The sequence below is a fragment of the Providencia sp. PROV109 genome (genome assembly GCF_033681625.1).
Lineage (GTDB): Bacteria > Pseudomonadota > Gammaproteobacteria > Enterobacterales > Enterobacteriaceae > Providencia > Providencia hangzhouensis.
Window position 1 is genome coordinate 3,684,785 of record NZ_CP096320.1, and the last position, 16,667, is coordinate 3,701,451.

The 16,667-nt window shown below is 42.3% G+C and carries 15 protein-coding genes; 5 read left to right on the forward strand and 10 right to left on the reverse strand.

The window, feature by feature from the left end:
* Nucleotides 1–303: 303 nt before the first annotated feature.
* The 5 genes from M1F25_RS17045 to miaE all read left to right on the forward strand — a co-directional run bounded on the left by M1F25_RS17045 (nt 304) and on the right by miaE (nt 7,936).
* A complete protein-coding gene (locus M1F25_RS17045) occupies nt 304–777 on the forward strand; it encodes a (2Fe-2S)-binding protein (RefSeq protein WP_036958302.1) in 474 nt (157 codons plus the stop codon).
* The gene (locus tag M1F25_RS17050; protein ID WP_094960921.1) at nt 774–3,050 is read left to right on the forward strand and encodes a xanthine dehydrogenase family protein molybdopterin-binding subunit; all 2,277 of its coding nucleotides are present in this window, start codon (nt 774–776) and stop codon (nt 3,048–3,050) included. The genes M1F25_RS17045 and M1F25_RS17050 overlap by 4 nt, the downstream gene beginning before the upstream one ends.
* Nucleotides 3,043–4,341: a c-type cytochrome gene (locus tag M1F25_RS17055; RefSeq protein ID WP_181488582.1), complete on the forward strand. Its 1,299-nt coding sequence runs from the start codon at nt 3,043–3,045 to the stop codon at nt 4,339–4,341. Before M1F25_RS17050 ends, M1F25_RS17055 begins: the two co-directional genes overlap by 8 nt.
* Nucleotides 4,342–4,602: 261 nt before the next feature.
* The gene (gene mutS / locus M1F25_RS17060) at nt 4,603–7,170 is read left to right on the forward strand and encodes a DNA mismatch repair protein MutS (protein WP_181488584.1); all 2,568 of its coding nucleotides are present in this window, start codon (nt 4,603–4,605) and stop codon (nt 7,168–7,170) included.
* A 1-nt stretch (nt 7,171) separates the two neighbouring features.
* Nucleotides 7,172–7,936, forward strand: coding sequence for a tRNA isopentenyl-2-thiomethyl-A-37 hydroxylase MiaE (gene miaE / locus M1F25_RS17065; protein ID WP_181488586.1), 765 nt, complete (start codon nt 7,172–7,174; stop codon nt 7,934–7,936).
* 78 nt (nt 7,937–8,014) lie between these two features.
* Here miaE and rpoS read toward each other — a convergent pair whose 3' ends face one another.
* From rpoS to cysN, 10 genes are all read right to left on the reverse strand, one after another.
* Nucleotides 8,015–9,001 carry an RNA polymerase sigma factor RpoS gene (gene rpoS, locus M1F25_RS17070; RefSeq protein WP_181488588.1) on the reverse strand — a complete coding sequence of 329 codons (987 nt, stop codon included), beginning with the start codon at nt 8,999–9,001 and terminating at the stop codon, nt 8,015–8,017.
* A 54-nt stretch (nt 9,002–9,055) separates the two neighbouring features.
* Nucleotides 9,056–10,126: a murein hydrolase activator NlpD gene (gene nlpD / locus M1F25_RS17075; protein WP_094960916.1), complete on the reverse strand. Its 1,071-nt coding sequence runs from the start codon at nt 10,124–10,126 to the stop codon at nt 9,056–9,058.
* A 307-nt stretch (nt 10,127–10,433) separates the two neighbouring features.
* On the reverse strand, nt 10,434–11,060 hold the full coding sequence (locus M1F25_RS17080) for a protein-L-isoaspartate(D-aspartate) O-methyltransferase (protein WP_004260727.1): 627 nt from the start codon (nt 11,058–11,060) through the stop codon (nt 10,434–10,436).
* Nucleotides 11,060–11,818, reverse strand: a complete 759-nt coding sequence (gene surE, locus M1F25_RS17085) for a 5'/3'-nucleotidase SurE (RefSeq protein ID WP_140172970.1) — start codon at nt 11,816–11,818, stop codon at nt 11,060–11,062. The genes M1F25_RS17080 and surE overlap by 1 nt, the downstream gene beginning before the upstream one ends.
* Nucleotides 11,796–12,854 carry a tRNA pseudouridine(13) synthase TruD gene (gene truD / locus M1F25_RS17090; RefSeq protein WP_094960915.1) on the reverse strand — a complete coding sequence of 353 codons (1,059 nt, stop codon included), beginning with the start codon at nt 12,852–12,854 and terminating at the stop codon, nt 11,796–11,798. Before truD ends, surE begins: the two co-directional genes overlap by 23 nt.
* Complete coding sequence (gene ispF, locus M1F25_RS17095; protein WP_004260732.1) at nt 12,820–13,332, reverse strand: 2-C-methyl-D-erythritol 2,4-cyclodiphosphate synthase; 513 nt, start codon at nt 13,330–13,332, stop codon at nt 12,820–12,822. Before ispF ends, truD begins: the two co-directional genes overlap by 35 nt.
* 9 nt (nt 13,333–13,341) lie before the next feature.
* Complete coding sequence (gene ispD / locus M1F25_RS17100) at nt 13,342–14,079, reverse strand: 2-C-methyl-D-erythritol 4-phosphate cytidylyltransferase (RefSeq protein ID WP_004260733.1); 738 nt, start codon at nt 14,077–14,079, stop codon at nt 13,342–13,344.
* Nucleotides 14,080–14,146: 67 nt separating this feature from the next.
* A complete protein-coding gene (gene ftsB / locus M1F25_RS17105) occupies nt 14,147–14,434 on the reverse strand; it encodes a cell division protein FtsB (protein ID WP_004260736.1) in 288 nt (95 codons plus the stop codon).
* Nucleotides 14,435–14,594: 160 nt separating this feature from the next.
* The gene (cysC, locus tag M1F25_RS17110) at nt 14,595–15,203 is read right to left on the reverse strand and encodes an adenylyl-sulfate kinase (protein WP_004260739.1); all 609 of its coding nucleotides are present in this window, start codon (nt 15,201–15,203) and stop codon (nt 14,595–14,597) included.
* 5 nt (nt 15,204–15,208) lie between these two features.
* A complete protein-coding gene (gene cysN, locus M1F25_RS17115) occupies nt 15,209–16,651 on the reverse strand; it encodes a sulfate adenylyltransferase subunit CysN (protein WP_096865141.1) in 1,443 nt (480 codons plus the stop codon).
* Between the last annotated feature and the right edge of the window lie 16 nt (nt 16,652–16,667).

Genomic DNA, 16,667 nt, shown 5'->3' on the forward strand with positions numbered 1-16,667 from the left:
TATTGTTATCTAAAAGCCTATCTTGAGTTAATCCCACAAGCAGAGAAAACGACAGCCCACATTCTAATTATTTGGAATATATCAACTGGATTTCCTTTCACATTACCTCACTCAAACATTCACACAACTCATGGGTATTTTTCAATATTAACCTTTATTAATAAGCACTTACTATATACATAACGAAAATTTAGCTTAGCACATACAGTCACAATTCAAATTAATAACCTATGTTATAGTTAATATACAAATAATAACATTAAATTATCATTTATTGTGATTAGCAATGTGAAAGGAAAGTATATGCAACTAAATATCAATGGAAGATGGGTTGAACTAAGTAATATTTCTCCATCAACACCGCTTCTTTACGTATTACGTAATGATTTAAAGCTCAACGGCCCCAAATATGGCTGTGGCTTAGGCGAATGTGGTGCTTGTAGTGTACTTATCGATGGTAAAGTCGTTCGCTCTTGTTCAACACCTATATCGACAGTAGAAAATAGAAAAATTACGACATTAGAAGGTATTAGTGATGCTGATACACTCCATCCTGTGCAACAAGGATTTATTGATGAGCAAGCAGCACAATGTGGTTATTGTACGAATGGCATGATAATGACATTGGTTGCTCTGTTTAAACGTAACCCTAATGCAAGTGAAGAAGAAATAAAAAAAGAGCTCGCTTTTAATTTATGCCGTTGTGGAACCCATGTAGAAATATTAAAAGCAGCTAAAAAAGCTAAAATAATCATCGCACAAGGTGGTAAAGCATGAGTATTTTAGATATCACTCGACGCCGTATGCTGCAAGCTGGTGGGCTCATCGTTGTCAGTAACATGTTGCCTTCTATTTCATTTGCAACAGAAAAAACACCAACCAAGAATGCCGCTATCCCTTTAAATTATGTCGATAGTTTTATTGCTCTTGCTGCAGATGGTTCGGTGACTGCATTTAATGGCCATGTGGATTTAGGTACAGGAATTCGTACCTCGCTCGCACAAATTGTCGCTGATGAAATTGGTGTCTCTTTTGAATCGGTAACAATGATACTTGGGGATCCGCAAAGTACACCAGATCAAGGGCCGACTATCGCCAGTGCGACCATTCAAGTCACTTCTATCCCTTTACGCCATGCCGCAGCTCAAGTTCGTATGAAGCTAACATCTCTTGCTGCAAAAGCGTTAAATGAGCCTGTGGAAGCTGTTCGAGCAGAGCATGGATATGTTTTTGTCACTGCCGAACCTGAACGCCGTTTGAGTTATGCGCAATTGGCGAAAGGACAAGATCTCCATTTTGAATTAGATGAAAACGTAACCTTAAAACCTGTTTCTGAGGCTGTTTATGTCGGAAAGCCGATTCAACGCGTAGATATTCGCGCTAAAGTAACGGGTGAATTGACTTGGGTACATGATATGCGAGTACCCAATATGTTACATGGCAGAGTTATTCGCCCTCCTTATGCAGGTGCAGATAGTAGCGCGCCGCTTGGGAATAGTTTGCTTTCCATTGATGAAAGTTCGATTGCCCACCTGCAAGGCATGGTAAAAGTTGTACGCATTAATGACTTTGTTGGTGTCGTTGCAGAACGAGAAGAACAAGCGATAGACGCTATGCGTCAGTTAAAAGTTCAATGGAAAGAATGGCAAGGATTACCCGATTTAACCCTTGATAAGCTCCATGACACCCTTGATGCATTACCCAGCCAAGATAGGGTATTACGAGATGATGGCGATGTTGACAGCGCCTTAGCAAATTTACATAAAACCGTGAATGCTGACTATGTTTGGCCATACCATTTACACGCATCAATTGGGCCATCTTGCGCTATCGCTGATGTCCGTGCCGATAAAGTAGACGTCTGGTCAGGCACACAAAACCCTCATGACCTACGAAAAGATTTAGCACTACAACTCGATAGAGACCTATATCAAATACATATTCATCGCATGGAAGCATCAGGGTGCTATGGGCGCAACTGTGCTGATGACGTGGCTGCCGATGCTGTTTTACTGTCTCAAGCGACAGGCCGACCTGTGCGAGTGCAATTAATGCGAGAACAAGAAGCGGGTTGGGAGCCAAAAGGCACAGGGCAATTGATTAAAATTCGAGGGGGAGTTGATCAAAATAATGATGTCAGCGCTTACGAACTCAGTACTCGTTATCCATCAAATAATGCTGCTACTTTATCGTTGATTTTAACTGGGAAAAAAGAAAACAAACCAGATATTCAACAGATGGGAGACCGCACTGCTATCCCTCAATATCTATACCCACATATGCGTGTTATTGCTAAAGATACCGCACCTGTTGTTAGGGCATCTTGGATGCGCGGAGTTTCAGCGCTCCCAAATGTATTTGCCCATGAATCTTGGATTGATGAAATTGCTTATTTAGCACAGCAAGACCCTATAGCATACCGCTTGAAATATTTAGATGATCCTCGAGCTATCGCTTTAATTAATGCTGTGAAAAAACAGGCAAATTGGATTGATGGACCAATGCATCAAAAACCATCCCCTGTAACCGAAGAAATTGTGAATGGTCGAGGCTTTGCATGGGCGCGTTATTTTCACAGTAAATTCCCGGGGTTTGGTGCAGCATGGGCAGCTTGGGTTTGTGACTTAACCGTTAATCGTCGTACAGGGCAAGTGCTTATCAAAAAAGTCTATGTCGCTCATGATTGTGGACAAATAGTTAACCCAGATGGCGTTAAACACCAAGTCCATGGAAACATTATTCAATCCTGTAGCCGAGTATTAAAAGAGTTTGCCACCTTTGATAAATCAGGCACAACCTCACTTGAATGGGGGGGATACCCTATTCTACGTTTCGATGAGTTACCTGAAATTGACATTCAATTAATGGAATATCCCAATGAACCCCCTATGGGAGCGGGTGAATCTTCATCGGTACCAAGCGCTGCCGCGGTAGCAAATGCGTTATTTGATGCATTAGGTGTTCGTATGCGGGAAGCTCCGTTTACCCCTGAACGTATTCTGCGAGCAGTAAATATGGCAGCCAAAAACCAAGGAGTGGCTCATGAGTAAAGCAAAAAAACTATTTGGCTACAGTGCGCTTGCTGTCATTATTATTGCGGTGGGGGGACTCGCTCTGAGTTGGCAATCTGCCATTGAGCCATTACACACTAATTCGACACAAAGTTTTACTGATGCTCAAATTGCCCACGGTGAAAAATTAGCGGCACTAGGTGATTGTGCTGTTTGCCATACACGGCCTGGCGGTGAGAAAAATACCGGGGGCTTCGCAATGGAGATCCCCTTTGGCACAATTTACACCACAAATATAACACCGGATATAGAAACAGGAATTGGCAGCTGGTCATATGAAGCGTTTGAACGGGCTATGCGTTATGGTGTTGATCGTGAAGGGAATTATTTATACCCTGCATTCCCTTATACCGCATTTACTCATACTTCCGACGATGATTTATATGACCTCTATGCATGGTTAATGAGCCAAAAACCCGTTCGTTATCAACCCCCAAAGACATCGTTGAACTTCCCCTTTAATATTCGCCAAGGAATTTGGGCATGGAACCAGCTCTATTTAACCACTGGGCCATTAAAACCAGATAGTTCACAAACTGATGAGTGGAACCGAGGTGCATACCTTACCGAAGGACTCGGCCATTGCAGCGCTTGCCACTCTCCACGTGATATTTTATTTGGCGAAAAAGGCGGAGATAGCCACTTGATGGGCGGAGATGCTGAAGGATGGAGTGCACCAGCGCTGCGAGGTAACCAATCTTCACCTGTTGCATGGAGCCATCAGGACATGGCGGAGTTTTTGCGTAGCGGGTTCTCAGCTAACCATGGCGTTGCAGCAGGCCCGATGGCGCCTGTCATTAGAGAAGGAACCTCTCAACTAACCGAAGAAGATAGACAAGCTATTGCTACCTATTTGACTTCTGAAGTTGATCATCCGCAGGTCACATCGCAAGCCGTAGCAATCGTACAGCAAACAGAAGATAAAATTGAACCACTCTCTACTGAAGGGGCAAGGTTATATTCAGGGGCTTGTATGGCATGCCACGCCCAAACGAAAGGTGCGCAAATGTCAGGTGTACGCCCCGCTTTAGCCTTAAATACAAATCTTTATGCAGATACACCAGATAATGCCATTCGCGTTGTATTAAATGGAATAGAGTATGAGGCAACAGATGGGCTCGGTAGCATGCCTGCTTTTCGTCATAATTTAAGTGATAAGCAAATCGCAGTACTCTTAAATTACCTAAGAACAACGTTTACCGACAAATCTCCATGGCCTGATTTGGAACAACAAGTTAGCCAGCTACGCGCGGAAACAGCAACTAAATAATCCGTTTATCTTTAGCGCAAATAACGGTTATATCTATGTCCCCTTATTTGCGCTATTTATTTCTACTCAACAATATTTCAGACCATTTATCACCAAACATGCATTGTCCCTGTGATAATCACGTCATACTATAGAGAATTGCATGGCTAACACGTTTGCCTACTCTCATTTCTTGCGATTTGTGGTATTTTAGTCTCTGAAAATAATCGTCGAATACACTCACAGAATTTAGTTAACTCAATACGTTAAACAGACAACATTATGACTGATAAGCAAAGTTTCGAATCTCACACCCCTATGATGCAGCAGTATCTAAAACTAAAAGCACAACATTCAGACATACTGCTGTTTTATCGCATGGGTGACTTCTACGAACTGTTTTTTGATGATGCTAAAAAAGCGTCTCAATTGTTGGATATTTCCCTCACCAAACGGGGACAATCTGCGGGGCAGCCGATCCCTATGGCCGGCGTTCCCCACCATGCTGCCGAGGGCTACTTAGCCAAATTAGTACAAATGGGTGAATCCGTCGCCATTTGTGAACAAATTGGCGACCCTGCTACCAGTAAAGGGCCGGTTGAGCGCCAAGTAGTACGTATTGTCACGCCGGGTACTATCACCGATGAAGCGCTATTAAATGAAAGGCAAGACAACCTATTAGCTGCGGTATGGCAAGACCAACAAGGCTTCGGGTTTGCCACATTAGATATCACTTCTGGCCGTTTTATTATCAGTGAAATCGCCGACGAAGAAGCATTACAAGCTGAACTTCAACGCACTCGCCCTGCCGAACTTCTATACCCTGAAGACTTCGCCAGTATGGCATTAATTGAACATAATAAAGGCTTACGTCGCCGCCCATTATGGGAATATGAGCTTGATACTGCAAAACAACAGCTCGGTTTACAGTTTGGCACTAAAGATTTAATCGGTTTTGGGGTTGAATATGCCCATAAAGCACTCAGAGCCGCGGGCTGCTTATTACAATATGTAAAAGACACACAACGTACTTCACTGCCCCATATTCGCAGTATTGTGATGGAAAAACAAAATGATAATGTCATTTTGGATGCAGCAACTCGTCGCAATTTAGAAATCACACAAAACCTTGCAGGTGGTACAGAAAACACACTTGCCGCCATTTTGGATATGTGTGTAACCCCAATGGGCAGCCGTATGCTAAAACGTTGGCTACATACCCCATTGCGTAATATTCAAGTATTAAATAACCGCCAACAAGCTATTAGTGCATTGCAAGAATGCGGCTTTGAATTACAACCATTTTTGCGTCAGATCGGCGATTTAGAACGGGTATTAGCACGCTTAGCACTGCGTTCCGCTCGTCCACGTGACTTAACCCGTATGCGTTACGCATTCCAGCAATACCAAGATATTCATCAAATACTGAGCCAATCAAGTTGTTCGTATTTACAAGATCTTCAAAATCGTATTGGCCAATTTGATGAGTTACAAGACTTACTTGAAAAAGCCATTATTGATGCGCCACCTGTATTGGTACGTGATGGCGGAGTTATTGCCCCGGGTTATAACAGTGAACTCGATGAATGGCGCGCCCTTGCTGATGGGGCAACCGACTACCTCGATAGACTCGAAATTCGTGAAAGGGAAAAACTGGGGATCGATACCCTAAAAGTCGGTTATAACGCGGTTCATGGCTACTATATTCAAGTTAGCCGCGGTCAAAGCCATTTAACGCCTATCCATTACGTCCGTCGCCAAACGTTAAAAAATGCCGAACGCTATATTATTCCTGAACTCAAAGAATATGAAGATAAGGTATTGACATCAAAAGGAAAAGCATTAGCTATTGAAAAAGCGCTGTATGATGAGCTGTTTGATATGCTATTGCCTCATCTTGCTGCGCTGCAAACTAGTGCTGAAGCACTCGCTGAGTTAGATGTCCTAGCCAACCTTGCGGAGAGAGCACAAACTCTAGGCTATGCTTGCCCACAACTGACTGAAAAACCGGGTATCCAAATAACCGAGGGTCGCCACCCTGTTGTAGAACAAGTGCTTAGCGAGCCGTTTATTTCTAACCCATTATCACTATCACCACAACGTCGCCTATTAATTATTACTGGTCCAAATATGGGCGGTAAAAGTACCTATATGCGCCAAACTGCATTGATTACCTTATTAGCGTATATCGGCAGTTTTGTTCCTGCCAGCAAGGCAGTAATAGGGCCAATCGACCGTATTTTTACTCGTGTTGGAGCCTCTGACGACCTAGCTTCTGGCCGTTCCACCTTTATGGTTGAAATGACAGAAACCGCCAATATCCTTCACAATGCGACAGAACATAGCTTAGTGCTAATGGATGAAATTGGTCGTGGGACTTCAACCTATGATGGCCTTTCTCTTGCTTGGGCTTGCGCTGAAAATTTAGTTAATAAAATCAAGGCAATGACCTTATTTGCTACGCATTATTTTGAATTAACAACATTACCTGAAAAACTCGAAGGTGCGGTCAATATTCACCTCGATGCTATTGAGCACGGTGATACCATTGCCTTTATGCACAACGTTCAAGACGGCGCCGCCAGCAAAAGCTATGGCCTTGCTGTCGCTTCTCTTGCAGGCGTGCCAAAAGATGTGATTAAACGAGCGAAACAAAAGCTTAAAGAACTCGAAGTGATCTCAAACAATGCCAATGCGAGCCATGTGGATAGCGCCCAGCTTAGCTTTTTAACCACAGAAGATGTCGAGCCATCACCAGTATTAACTGCTCTCGCTGAAATTGATCCCGATAAACTCACTCCGCGCCAAGCCCTAGATTGGATTTATCGGTTAAAGGATATGGATAACTAACATGGATGAGTATACGCAATTACTCACACCAATCAGGCAGTTTCTGCAATGTGAAACGCCTGATGCGTGGGTAAAAAAAGCGAGTTTGCCTGAAAACTTGCCCATTATCTTAAAAGACCATTTGTTATGTGAATTAAAAGCCGCGCAAAGTGCGATGTTTTTAATTCGCAAGTATTCTGTCGATAAAGACAGTGCTGCAGTGCTACTTGAATGGTTTAAACCTTATGAATCATTTGCTTATGACAGAATTGGTGACATCCATACATTAAGAAACAAAAATCAGGTTTCTAAACAGATATTGGCAAAAAAACAATCACCTTATAGCCAAGATTTAATTGATAAAATGGTCCTGCTAATCAAAGAGGAACTTCATCATTTTTACCAAGTTCTAGAGATTATGCATGAACGTAATATTCCATACGATGGCATCACTGCAGGCCGTTATGCTAAAGGGTTGTTGAGCCATGTCGACCCCCATGATCCAAAAACCTTAGTTGATAAGCTAATTATTGGAGCTTATATCGAAGCACGTTCTTGTGAGCGTTTTGCTAAATTAGCCCCATTTCTTGATGAGCAGCTGGCAAATTTTTATATTTCATTATTACGCTCAGAAGCTCGCCACTATCAAGATTATTTGCACTTAGCACAATTAATTAGCAAACAAGATATTACTGAGCGAGTTAATTATTTTGGTATTATTGAAGCTGAATTAATTTCGACACCTGATGATGATTTTAAATTTCATAGTGGAGTCCCCATTAACTAAGCTTGTTCTCTATTATTTACATATAAAAAGCCCCTATAAACCTTAGCTTATAGGGACTTTAACTATCTAATCAACATCCTACATATTAAATAGCGACTCCAGAGTCAGCTCTTCTCCATGTAAAATATCTTTTAATCGCTTTAAACCTTCTACTTGAATCTGGCGAACACGTTCTCTTGTTAACCCTATTTCACGGCCAACTTCTTCCAGAGTTTCAGATTCATAGCCTAAAAGCCCAAAACGTCGTGCTAAAACCTCCCTTTGTTTTGGGTTCAATTCATATAACCACTTAACAATATTCTCTTTTAAGTCATTATCTTGAATTGTATTTTCTGGACCTGAATCATTATCATCAGACAATACCTCAAGCAAAGATTTCTCTGAGTCCCCTGCAATTGGCGTATCAACAGATGTGATACGTTCATTTAAACGTAACATCCTACTGACATCTTCGACAGGTTTATCTAGCTGCTCAGCGATCTCTTCAGGACTTGGCTCATGGTCCAACTTCTGGGCTAATTCACGTGCAGTACGAAGGTAAATATTGAGTTCTTTAACGATATGAATAGGAAGACGAATGGTTCGAGTTTGGTTCATAATCGCGCGCTCGATCGTTTGACGGATCCACCACGTTGCATACGTCGAGAAGCGAAACCCTTTTTCAGGATCAAACTTTTCAACAGCACGAATCAACCCAAGATTTCCTTCTTCTATCAAATCGAGTAATGCGAGACCTCGATTATTATAACGACGTGATATTTTTACAACGAGACGAAGGTTGCTTTCTATCATGCGCTGTCGTGATGCAATATCTCCACGCAATGCACGTCTTGCATAGAAAACTTCTTCTTCTGCTGTAAGGAGTGGTGAGAACCCAATCTCACTAAGATAAATTTGAGTGGCATCCAGAACACGTTGATTTGTGTTCTGGAGTAAATCCATTTCGTCATCTAGCTCAGTAACCAGATCCTCTTCTTTAAACTGACTCTCGTCAAAAGTGTCATTTAAATTACTTTCATCGAGGTCATTATATAACTCGTTAACTTTCAGCGAACTTTGGCTCATCAGTGACTCCTACCCTAGATAATGCGGACAGAATGTCAAAGCACTCTGCCCAGTTTATCGTTGCGGCAAATAGCGCAACGGGTTTACTGATTTTCCCTTGTAACGAATTTCAAAGTGTAGTCTAACCGAACTAGTTCCAGTACTACCCATAGTGGCTATTTTTTGACCCGCAGTGACATCCTGCTGATCACGCACAAGTAACGTATCATTGTGAGCATAAGCACTTAGATAGTCATCGTTATGTTTTATAATTATTAGATTTCCGTATCCACGCAAAGCATTACCTGCGTAAACGACTTTTCCTGGCGCAGCAGCAAGCACAGCTTGACCACGAGAACCGGCTATATCTACCCCTTTGTTCCCGCCTTGAGCATCAGAGAAACCTTCAATCATTTTCCCTTCAGCTGGCCAACGCCATTTTATTGACGAATTATTCGTACTGCTGACTGCGGTAGAAGCGGTTGCTGTCGAGGTTGTTGTTGTCGTTGAAACTTGCGTTGCAGGTTTCTTATTATTAGGCAACATCTTACCTGAAGTTTGACCACCACTGTTTGCAGGATACTCATTAGTTGTTCGAAGATCAACCGCTTGCTGATGACTATTTGATGAATTTGCCGCTAATTGAGTGTTCGAGTTCACATTTGTGTTACCAATATTAATAACCTGCCCTACATTTAGGCTGTAAGGTTCTGGAATATTGTTTCTCGATGCTAACTCACGGAAATCATTACCGGTTAAGTATGCAATATAGAATAATGTGTCACCACGCTGCACCGTATAACTATTACCGCTATAACTGCCTTTTGGAATACTGCCATAGTCACGGTTGTATACAATGCGCCCTTCACCATTAGTTGTTACCGGCGCTGAACTACGGCTGACAGGCTGAGTGTTAGTATTACTTGATAAATTTGGACGAGACGACGGCATTGCCGTGCTCATACCCGTATTTGGTGACGAGGCCGGTGTCGTCCTTTGCACCGTCTGTTGGCTAGACTGGCTATCATTCACACTCGAAATAGGTGCCGCTGTATGATACGGTGTAGAACAACCTGCCAATAGCGCTCCGCTAAATGAAAAGATGACGGCCCATCGAATTCTGCTTATAGGGCTAACAATTTTCATGCTTCTTCTCCCGTGAAGAAAAATCTGACGCGACAATTCAAAACAATGTCAGCAATAGAGTTATCATAAAATATTTCACTTATTAAAGCAGAAATACAAAATAGTGAACAAGTTAAATATATTAAAAATATAACAATTTGAGAGTATGACCTAACGCTTTAAGCTATTCCCCCAAATTCAGCTGGGTAAAATATCATATTTGGAATAGTTTTACTGCTATTTGGGTTAATAGAACCTTTGCAATGATATTTTATTTAAATCGATTATAAAAATAATCAGACTTTGATTAAATACCATTACAAATAGGTTAAAGGAGGTCACCGGCAACCAATGGGACAAAACGGACTTTTTCAATAACATTAGTATGGTAATCATTACCACGTCGAGTAATTAGCTTCAATGCTTGTTCTTTATCACCGACAGGTAAAACCATTCGCCCGCCATCTTTTAATTGCCCTAATAATAGAGCCGGTATTTCTGTTGGTGCCGCAGTAACGATAATAGCATCAAAAGGCCCTTTAGATTGCCAACCTTCCCAGCCATCTCCATGACGCGTTGAAACATTATGTAAATCAAGCTGTTTCAAACGCCGTTTTGCAGCCCATTGCAAGCTCTTCACCCGCTCAACAGAAAAAACATGTTTAACTAAGTGTGCCAATACTGCTGTTTGATACCCTGAGCCTGTCCCTATCTCAAGAACGTGATCATTCGGAGCTAAAGCCAATAGCGCCGTCATTTTAGCAACAATATACGGCTGAGAAATAGTTTGCCCATGCCCAATAGGTAATGGGATATTGTCATAGGCTTTATGGGAGAGCGCTTCATCCACAAACCGTTCCCGAGGAACGAGTGAAATGGCATCTAATAGGCGCTCATCGTGAATTCCCTGTTGGCGTAATTGAGCCAAAAGTTCTTTCATGAGCCCTGTTTTCATTATACTGACACTCCTGATTTTTCGAGCCACTCTTCTACTAATGAATGTGCTTTATAAGCGGTTAGATCAACTTGTAATGGGGTGATGGAAACATAGCCATTTTGCACAGCTTCAAAATCCGTTCCAGGGCTGGCATCACGAATTTCACCAACAGGCCCTAACCAATACAGTGTATTCCCTTTCGGGTCTTCTAAACTATACACCTCAGAGGCGGCGTGACGGCTGCCACAACGAGTGACTTTGATACCCTTAATCTCTTCGTACGGGATATCAGGTACATTTATATTTAAAATATTGCCTGCTCGCAATGGGTTCTTCTGTAAGAGCGCTAAAATATCGCATGTCACTTTAGCGGCACTTTCGTAATGCGTTTCGCCATCTAGCGATACCGCAATTGAAGGTAAACCTAAGTGGCGGCCTTCCGTTGCCGCTGCAACCGTGCCTGAGTAAATAACATCATCCCCTAAATTAGGGCCACAGTTGATACCAGATACAACAATATCAGGGCGTGGACGTACCACTTTATTCACCCCAATATAGACGCAATCTGTCGGTGTGCCTTCTTGTACAGCAAGGTCACCATTACTTAGCGTCTGAATTTTAAGTGGTTTATCTAATGTTAATGCGTTCGAAGCCCCACTCCGATTGCGGTCAGGCGCAATCACTTGAACATGATAATATTGGCGTAGCGCAGCCGCAAGGGTTTGAATCCCCGGCGCATTTACCCCATCGTCATTACTCAATAAAATCTTTAGCATCGACATTATCCTGCCCATTTTGATTAATAATTTCTCTCACAACACTGGTTGCAAAACAACCCGAGTTTAAGAAAAAATTCAGTTTTACCGTCGAGTCATCCAACCATTCCCACTGTAAATTTTGTGGTTTAACAACTACCGCCCGTCTAGCTGAAGAAACTCGTTCGCGCTGCATTAAAGAGATAAAGGGTTGATAATCCACTAAACACTGGGTTTCAAATGCCAGTGCTTCATCCTGAGTTCCCAATTCCCCATCACCCGGTAATGGCGCTGTAATACTTAACTCGTTGGACTCCAAGCGTGGTTGCAATGTAGCAAATTCATCTTGTGTCGCGACAAACCAACTCCCTCTGCCGGTTAATTGCAGCGCATCTCCCAGCATTACGTGTTGAGCAGTATTATTTGCAATACGTTCGCTTGCCACATGATTAAACATTGCACTACGTGCAGCAGAAAGATAAAAACTACGCTTGTTGCGTTCACGTACGTTGATTTCTTGGTTTGCCCAACGCAACGCTTGCGTTAAATTTTGCCCATCGCGCCCAAAACGTTGTTCACCGAAGTAATTAGGCACCCCTGATAATGCAACTTTCTGTAAACGTTGCTCAACGTCTTTTGCATCTGAAATATCACGCAAGGTTATTTCGAACTGGTTTCCTTTCAAGGAACCAATACGTAATTTGCGTTTTTGCCGAGTGACAGCCAGTATTCGGCAGCCTTCGAGTTGCCAAGTCGAAAAAACAGGTGTTTCTTTACCTGGCATTTGCAGGCAAAACCACTGCTCCGTTACTGCATGCCTATCTTTTAAACCTGCGTAACTGACCGCTCTCGCTGAAATTTTAGCAAATTTTGCTAGTTGTTCAGCAACAAATACCGTATTGCAGCCTGTTTTTTCCACACGAACCATAACATGTTCGCCTTCGCCATCTAACTCAAAGCCTAAATCTTCTTTGACGATAAAATCTTCTGGGACACTTTTTAATGTGCCAGAAGACAATGGCTTACCATGCAGGTACTGAACATTCATTACTTTCATTACTATTATCTTTTATTAAAAGAACAACTGCAGCACAGGCAATGCCTTCTTTACGCCCCACAAAACCTAATTGCTCGGTTGTGGTCGCTTTCGCATTGACATCATCCATGTGGCACTCAAGGTCTTCGGCAATATTCACACGCATTTGCGCGATATGTGGCAACATTTTTGGTGCCTGTGCCATGATGGTAATATCAATGTTACCAATGCGATACCCTTTGGCACGCACATGGCAAAACGCGTCTCTCAATAAGACTCGGCTATCCGCCCCTTTATATGCTGGGTCAGTATCAGGGAATAATTTACCAATATCCCCTAATGCAGCAGCGCCGAGAATTGCATCAGTTAACGCATGCAATACCACATCACCGTCAGAGTGCGCAAGCAAACCTTGTTCATAAGGGATACGCACGCCACCAATGATAATAGGGCCTTCGCCACCAAATTTGTGTACGTCAAAACCGTGTCCGATTCTCATTTTTTTTCCTTAATTGTTCATTCTTGAAAGATAAAATTCCGCTAAAGTGAGGTCTTCTGGGCGCGTCACTTTTAAATTATCAGCGCGGCCAGCAACTAACACTGGTTGGTGGCCGCAATACTCTAGCGCAGAAGCTTCATCTGTGATCACAGCGTTTTCTTTCAAGGCCTTACTTAGACAGTCCCGTAATAATGTTAACGGAAAAAATTGTGGTGTGAGCGCATGCCATAACGCTTCACGTTCAACAGTGTGGTCAATTAATTGACTCGCTATTGAGCTGCGTTTCATGGTGTCGCGTACGGGGGCTGCGAGGATCCCACCACAACAATTTTTTTCCGCTGCTAATTGAATAATTTCATTTAAATCTGATTGATGGAGGCAGGGACGCGCCGCATCATGCACTAATACCCAGCAATCTGAAAAATTGGGGTTAGTGATTAAAAAATCCAGACCTGCTAATACTGAATCAGCACGTTCTTTGCCACCAATAACCGTCGTTACTCGTGGGTCATTAGAAATTGCAAGCTGCTGAAAATAATCGTCTTCTGCACTCAAAGCAACCACAATCTCTTGCACTTTATCATTTTCGAGCAATGCGCTTATGGTATGTTCAATGATCGTTTTACCTGCAACCTGCAAATATTGTTTTGGGCACTCGGCATTCATACGGCTACCTACCCCAGCAGCAGGAATCAGTGCAACAATTTGAGGGAGATTGTTTTCTGGGGCATGGTTTGGATTTGTCATTGTTGAATTCTTACATCAGAAATTATCAGGCTAATGGGTATACTATTTTGACATCATTTTATTATGTCTATTTCTGGTTATTACTTTCTTTAACCATCCGATAAAATGATTCCCCTGGTTTGATCATCCCAAGCTCAGTTCGAGCTCGTTCTTCAATCGCATCTTGGCCATCATTTAAGTCGTTGATTTCAGCGAATAGCTGTTCATTACGCATTTTTAAACGCGAATTTACAATTTCCTGAGCGGCGACATCATCTTTGACTTGTACGTAGTCGTGTATGCCATTTTTGCCTAACCATAAGGAATACTGTAACCAAGCTAATATCGCAATTAATAGTAGCGTTAATTTACCCATCTTGCCCCCTGAAATGATTTGCTAATCATCCCATAACTCAACGATTGACGCTACTGTGATACTGAAATTGTGATAAAAAGTCAGATTAAGTCGGGTTTGAATACGCAAAATACCGCCTTATTTTACCATCGAATAAAATAAAGGAGGTATTTTAGCTGTATTAATAATCTAGCTGAATGACATGATTGCGCAATAAAAGCGCAATGATTTGGGAAAGAGAATCCGAAATAGGTTGTTGACCATCCAGATGCAGCTCAGGATGTTGTGGTACTTCATAAGGGGAATCAATCCCAGTAAATTGTTTTATTTTCCCTTCTCGTGCTTGTTGATATAACCCCTTAGGGTCTCTCTGTTCACAAACATTTACGGGGGTATCCACATACAACTCAAAAAATTGCTCGGGTTCAAACAAGTCACGAACTTTCTGTCTATCCGATTGGAAAGGTGAGATAAAGGCAGTCGCAACAATTAACCCCGCATCGACCATTAACTTAGCCACCTCTCCCACTCGACGGATATTTTCTTGTCTATCAGCCTCACTAAATCCTAAATCACGGCATAAACCATGGCGAATATTATCGCCATCCAACAAGTAGGTTTTCATTCCCATGGACGTAAGTTGGTTCTCTATTGCCCCCGCTAATGTTGATTTCCCAGAACCTGATAACCCGGTGAACCACAACACAGCACCTTTATGGCCATTATTACTTTCGCGTAATTGGCGAGTTACCGCGTGTTGGTGCCATACAATATGGTTTTCTTTTGTCATCCGTATTATTTCCCACCTAAAACATCACGTGCACCCCAATGTGGGAAATGGCGGCGGACTAATTTGTTTAGCTCTATTTCAAATTCGCTAAAATCACTGTTTTTTTCAAAGACAGGGGTTTGCGTTTCGCGGACTAAACCCGCTCCGACGGTCACATTTGTTAATCTATCAATAAAAATCATTCCGCCAGTGTCTGCATTGCGTTGATAGTTTTCCAGTAACAATGGTTCATCAAAGGAAAATTCGACTAAACCAATACCATTCAATGGCAGCTCTGTCGCCACTTTCTGCGTTAAATTATTGATATCTACTTGATATTGAATATTTTCTACTTTTGCCCGACTGCGTTTTCCCGCAATTTTAATATCAAGTTGTTGGCCTTGAACTAACGGCTGCTCAGACATCCACACGACATCAACAGATGCATGCTGTGTGCTTTGTAAGGTTTCATCTTGTGCAACAATTAAGTCGCCACGACTGATATCAATTTCATCTTCAAGCACTAATGTAATTGCTTCCCCCGGCACAGCGAAATCTTGTAACCCTGAAAATGTCACAATTTCTTTGATTGCTGAGATGGCGCCAGAGGGCAACACTTTAATCTTTTGCCCCACTTCCACGACACCTGATGATAATGTCCCGCTGTATCCGCGAAAGTCCAAATTTGGGCGGTTCACATATTGCACAGGGAAACGCAAAGCTTGCTCCGAGGCTTTTTGTTCCACTTGAACATTTTCCAATATCGATAATAGCGTATCGCCTTGATACCATTTAAAATTATCACTTGAATTTACAATGTTATCGCCATCTAGGGCAGAGATAGGTACAAACCATACCTTTAAATCCACAGGCAATTCCATCGCAAACTTTTGGTAATCTTGTTTTATTTTTTCAAAAATGGCTTCACTGTAATCCACCAGATCCATTTTATTGACGGCAACAATAAGATGGCGAATCCCAAGCAATGTACTAATAAAACTATGTCGACGTGTTTGCTCCTGTACCCCTTTTCGAGCATCGATCAACAAAATAGAAAGTGAGCAAGTTGATGCCCCTGTCGCCATATTGCGCGTATATTGTTCGTGACCGGGGGTGTCTGCAATAATAAATTTGCGTTTTTCTGTTGAAAAATAACGATAAGCCACATCGATTGTGATCCCCTGCTCACGTTCAGCAGCAAGGCCATCCACCAGCAAAGCAAGGTCAAGCTTTTCCCCTTGAGTCCCTATCCGCTTACTGTCACTTTGCAAAGTTGACAGCTGATCTTGGTATATTTGGCGGGTATCATGCAGTAAACGGCCGATTAAGGTACTTTTACCATCATCCACATTCCCACAGGTTAAAAAACGCAATAATCCTTTTTGTTGCTGCGCCAATAAGTAAGGCTCTACTCCACCTTGCTGTTCGATTTGATGAGCGATTGATTCATTATAAACGGCTTGTGCCATGATTTTTCTCCTGACT

What these genes read in the sequence shown, in the direction of transcription:
- M1F25_RS17045 (WP_036958302.1), top strand. Translation starts at nt 304, where the DNA reads ATGCAACTAAATATCAATGGAAGATGGGTTGAACTAAGTAATATTTCT.
- M1F25_RS17050 (WP_094960921.1), top strand. Translation starts at nt 774, where the DNA reads ATGAGTATTTTAGATATCACTCGACGCCGTATGCTGCAAGCTGGTGGG.
- M1F25_RS17055 (WP_181488582.1), top strand. Translation starts at nt 3,043, where the DNA reads ATGAGTAAAGCAAAAAAACTATTTGGCTACAGTGCGCTTGCTGTCATT.
- mutS (WP_181488584.1), top strand. Translation starts at nt 4,603, where the DNA reads ATGACTGATAAGCAAAGTTTCGAATCTCACACCCCTATGATGCAGCAG.
- miaE (WP_181488586.1), top strand. Translation starts at nt 7,172, where the DNA reads ATGGATGAGTATACGCAATTACTCACACCAATCAGGCAGTTTCTGCAA.
- rpoS (WP_181488588.1), bottom strand. Translation starts at nt 9,001, where the DNA reads ATGAGCCAAAGTTCGCTGAAAGTTAACGAGTTATATAATGACCTCGAT.
- nlpD (WP_094960916.1), bottom strand. Translation starts at nt 10,126, where the DNA reads ATGAAAATTGTTAGCCCTATAAGCAGAATTCGATGGGCCGTCATCTTT.
- M1F25_RS17080 (WP_004260727.1), bottom strand. Translation starts at nt 11,060, where the DNA reads ATGAAAACAGGGCTCATGAAAGAACTTTTGGCTCAATTACGCCAACAG.
- surE (WP_140172970.1), bottom strand. Translation starts at nt 11,818, where the DNA reads ATGCTAAAGATTTTATTGAGTAATGACGATGGGGTAAATGCGCCGGGG.
- truD (WP_094960915.1), bottom strand. Translation starts at nt 12,854, where the DNA reads ATGAAAGTAATGAATGTTCAGTACCTGCATGGTAAGCCATTGTCTTCT.
- ispF (WP_004260732.1), bottom strand. Translation starts at nt 13,332, where the DNA reads ATGAGAATCGGACACGGTTTTGACGTACACAAATTTGGTGGCGAAGGC.
- ispD (WP_004260733.1), bottom strand. Translation starts at nt 14,079, where the DNA reads ATGACAAATCCAAACCATGCCCCAGAAAACAATCTCCCTCAAATTGTT.
- ftsB (WP_004260736.1), bottom strand. Translation starts at nt 14,434, where the DNA reads ATGGGTAAATTAACGCTACTATTAATTGCGATATTAGCTTGGTTACAG.
- cysC (WP_004260739.1), bottom strand. Translation starts at nt 15,203, where the DNA reads ATGACAAAAGAAAACCATATTGTATGGCACCAACACGCGGTAACTCGC.
- cysN (WP_096865141.1), bottom strand. Translation starts at nt 16,651, where the DNA reads ATGGCACAAGCCGTTTATAATGAATCAATCGCTCATCAAATCGAACAG.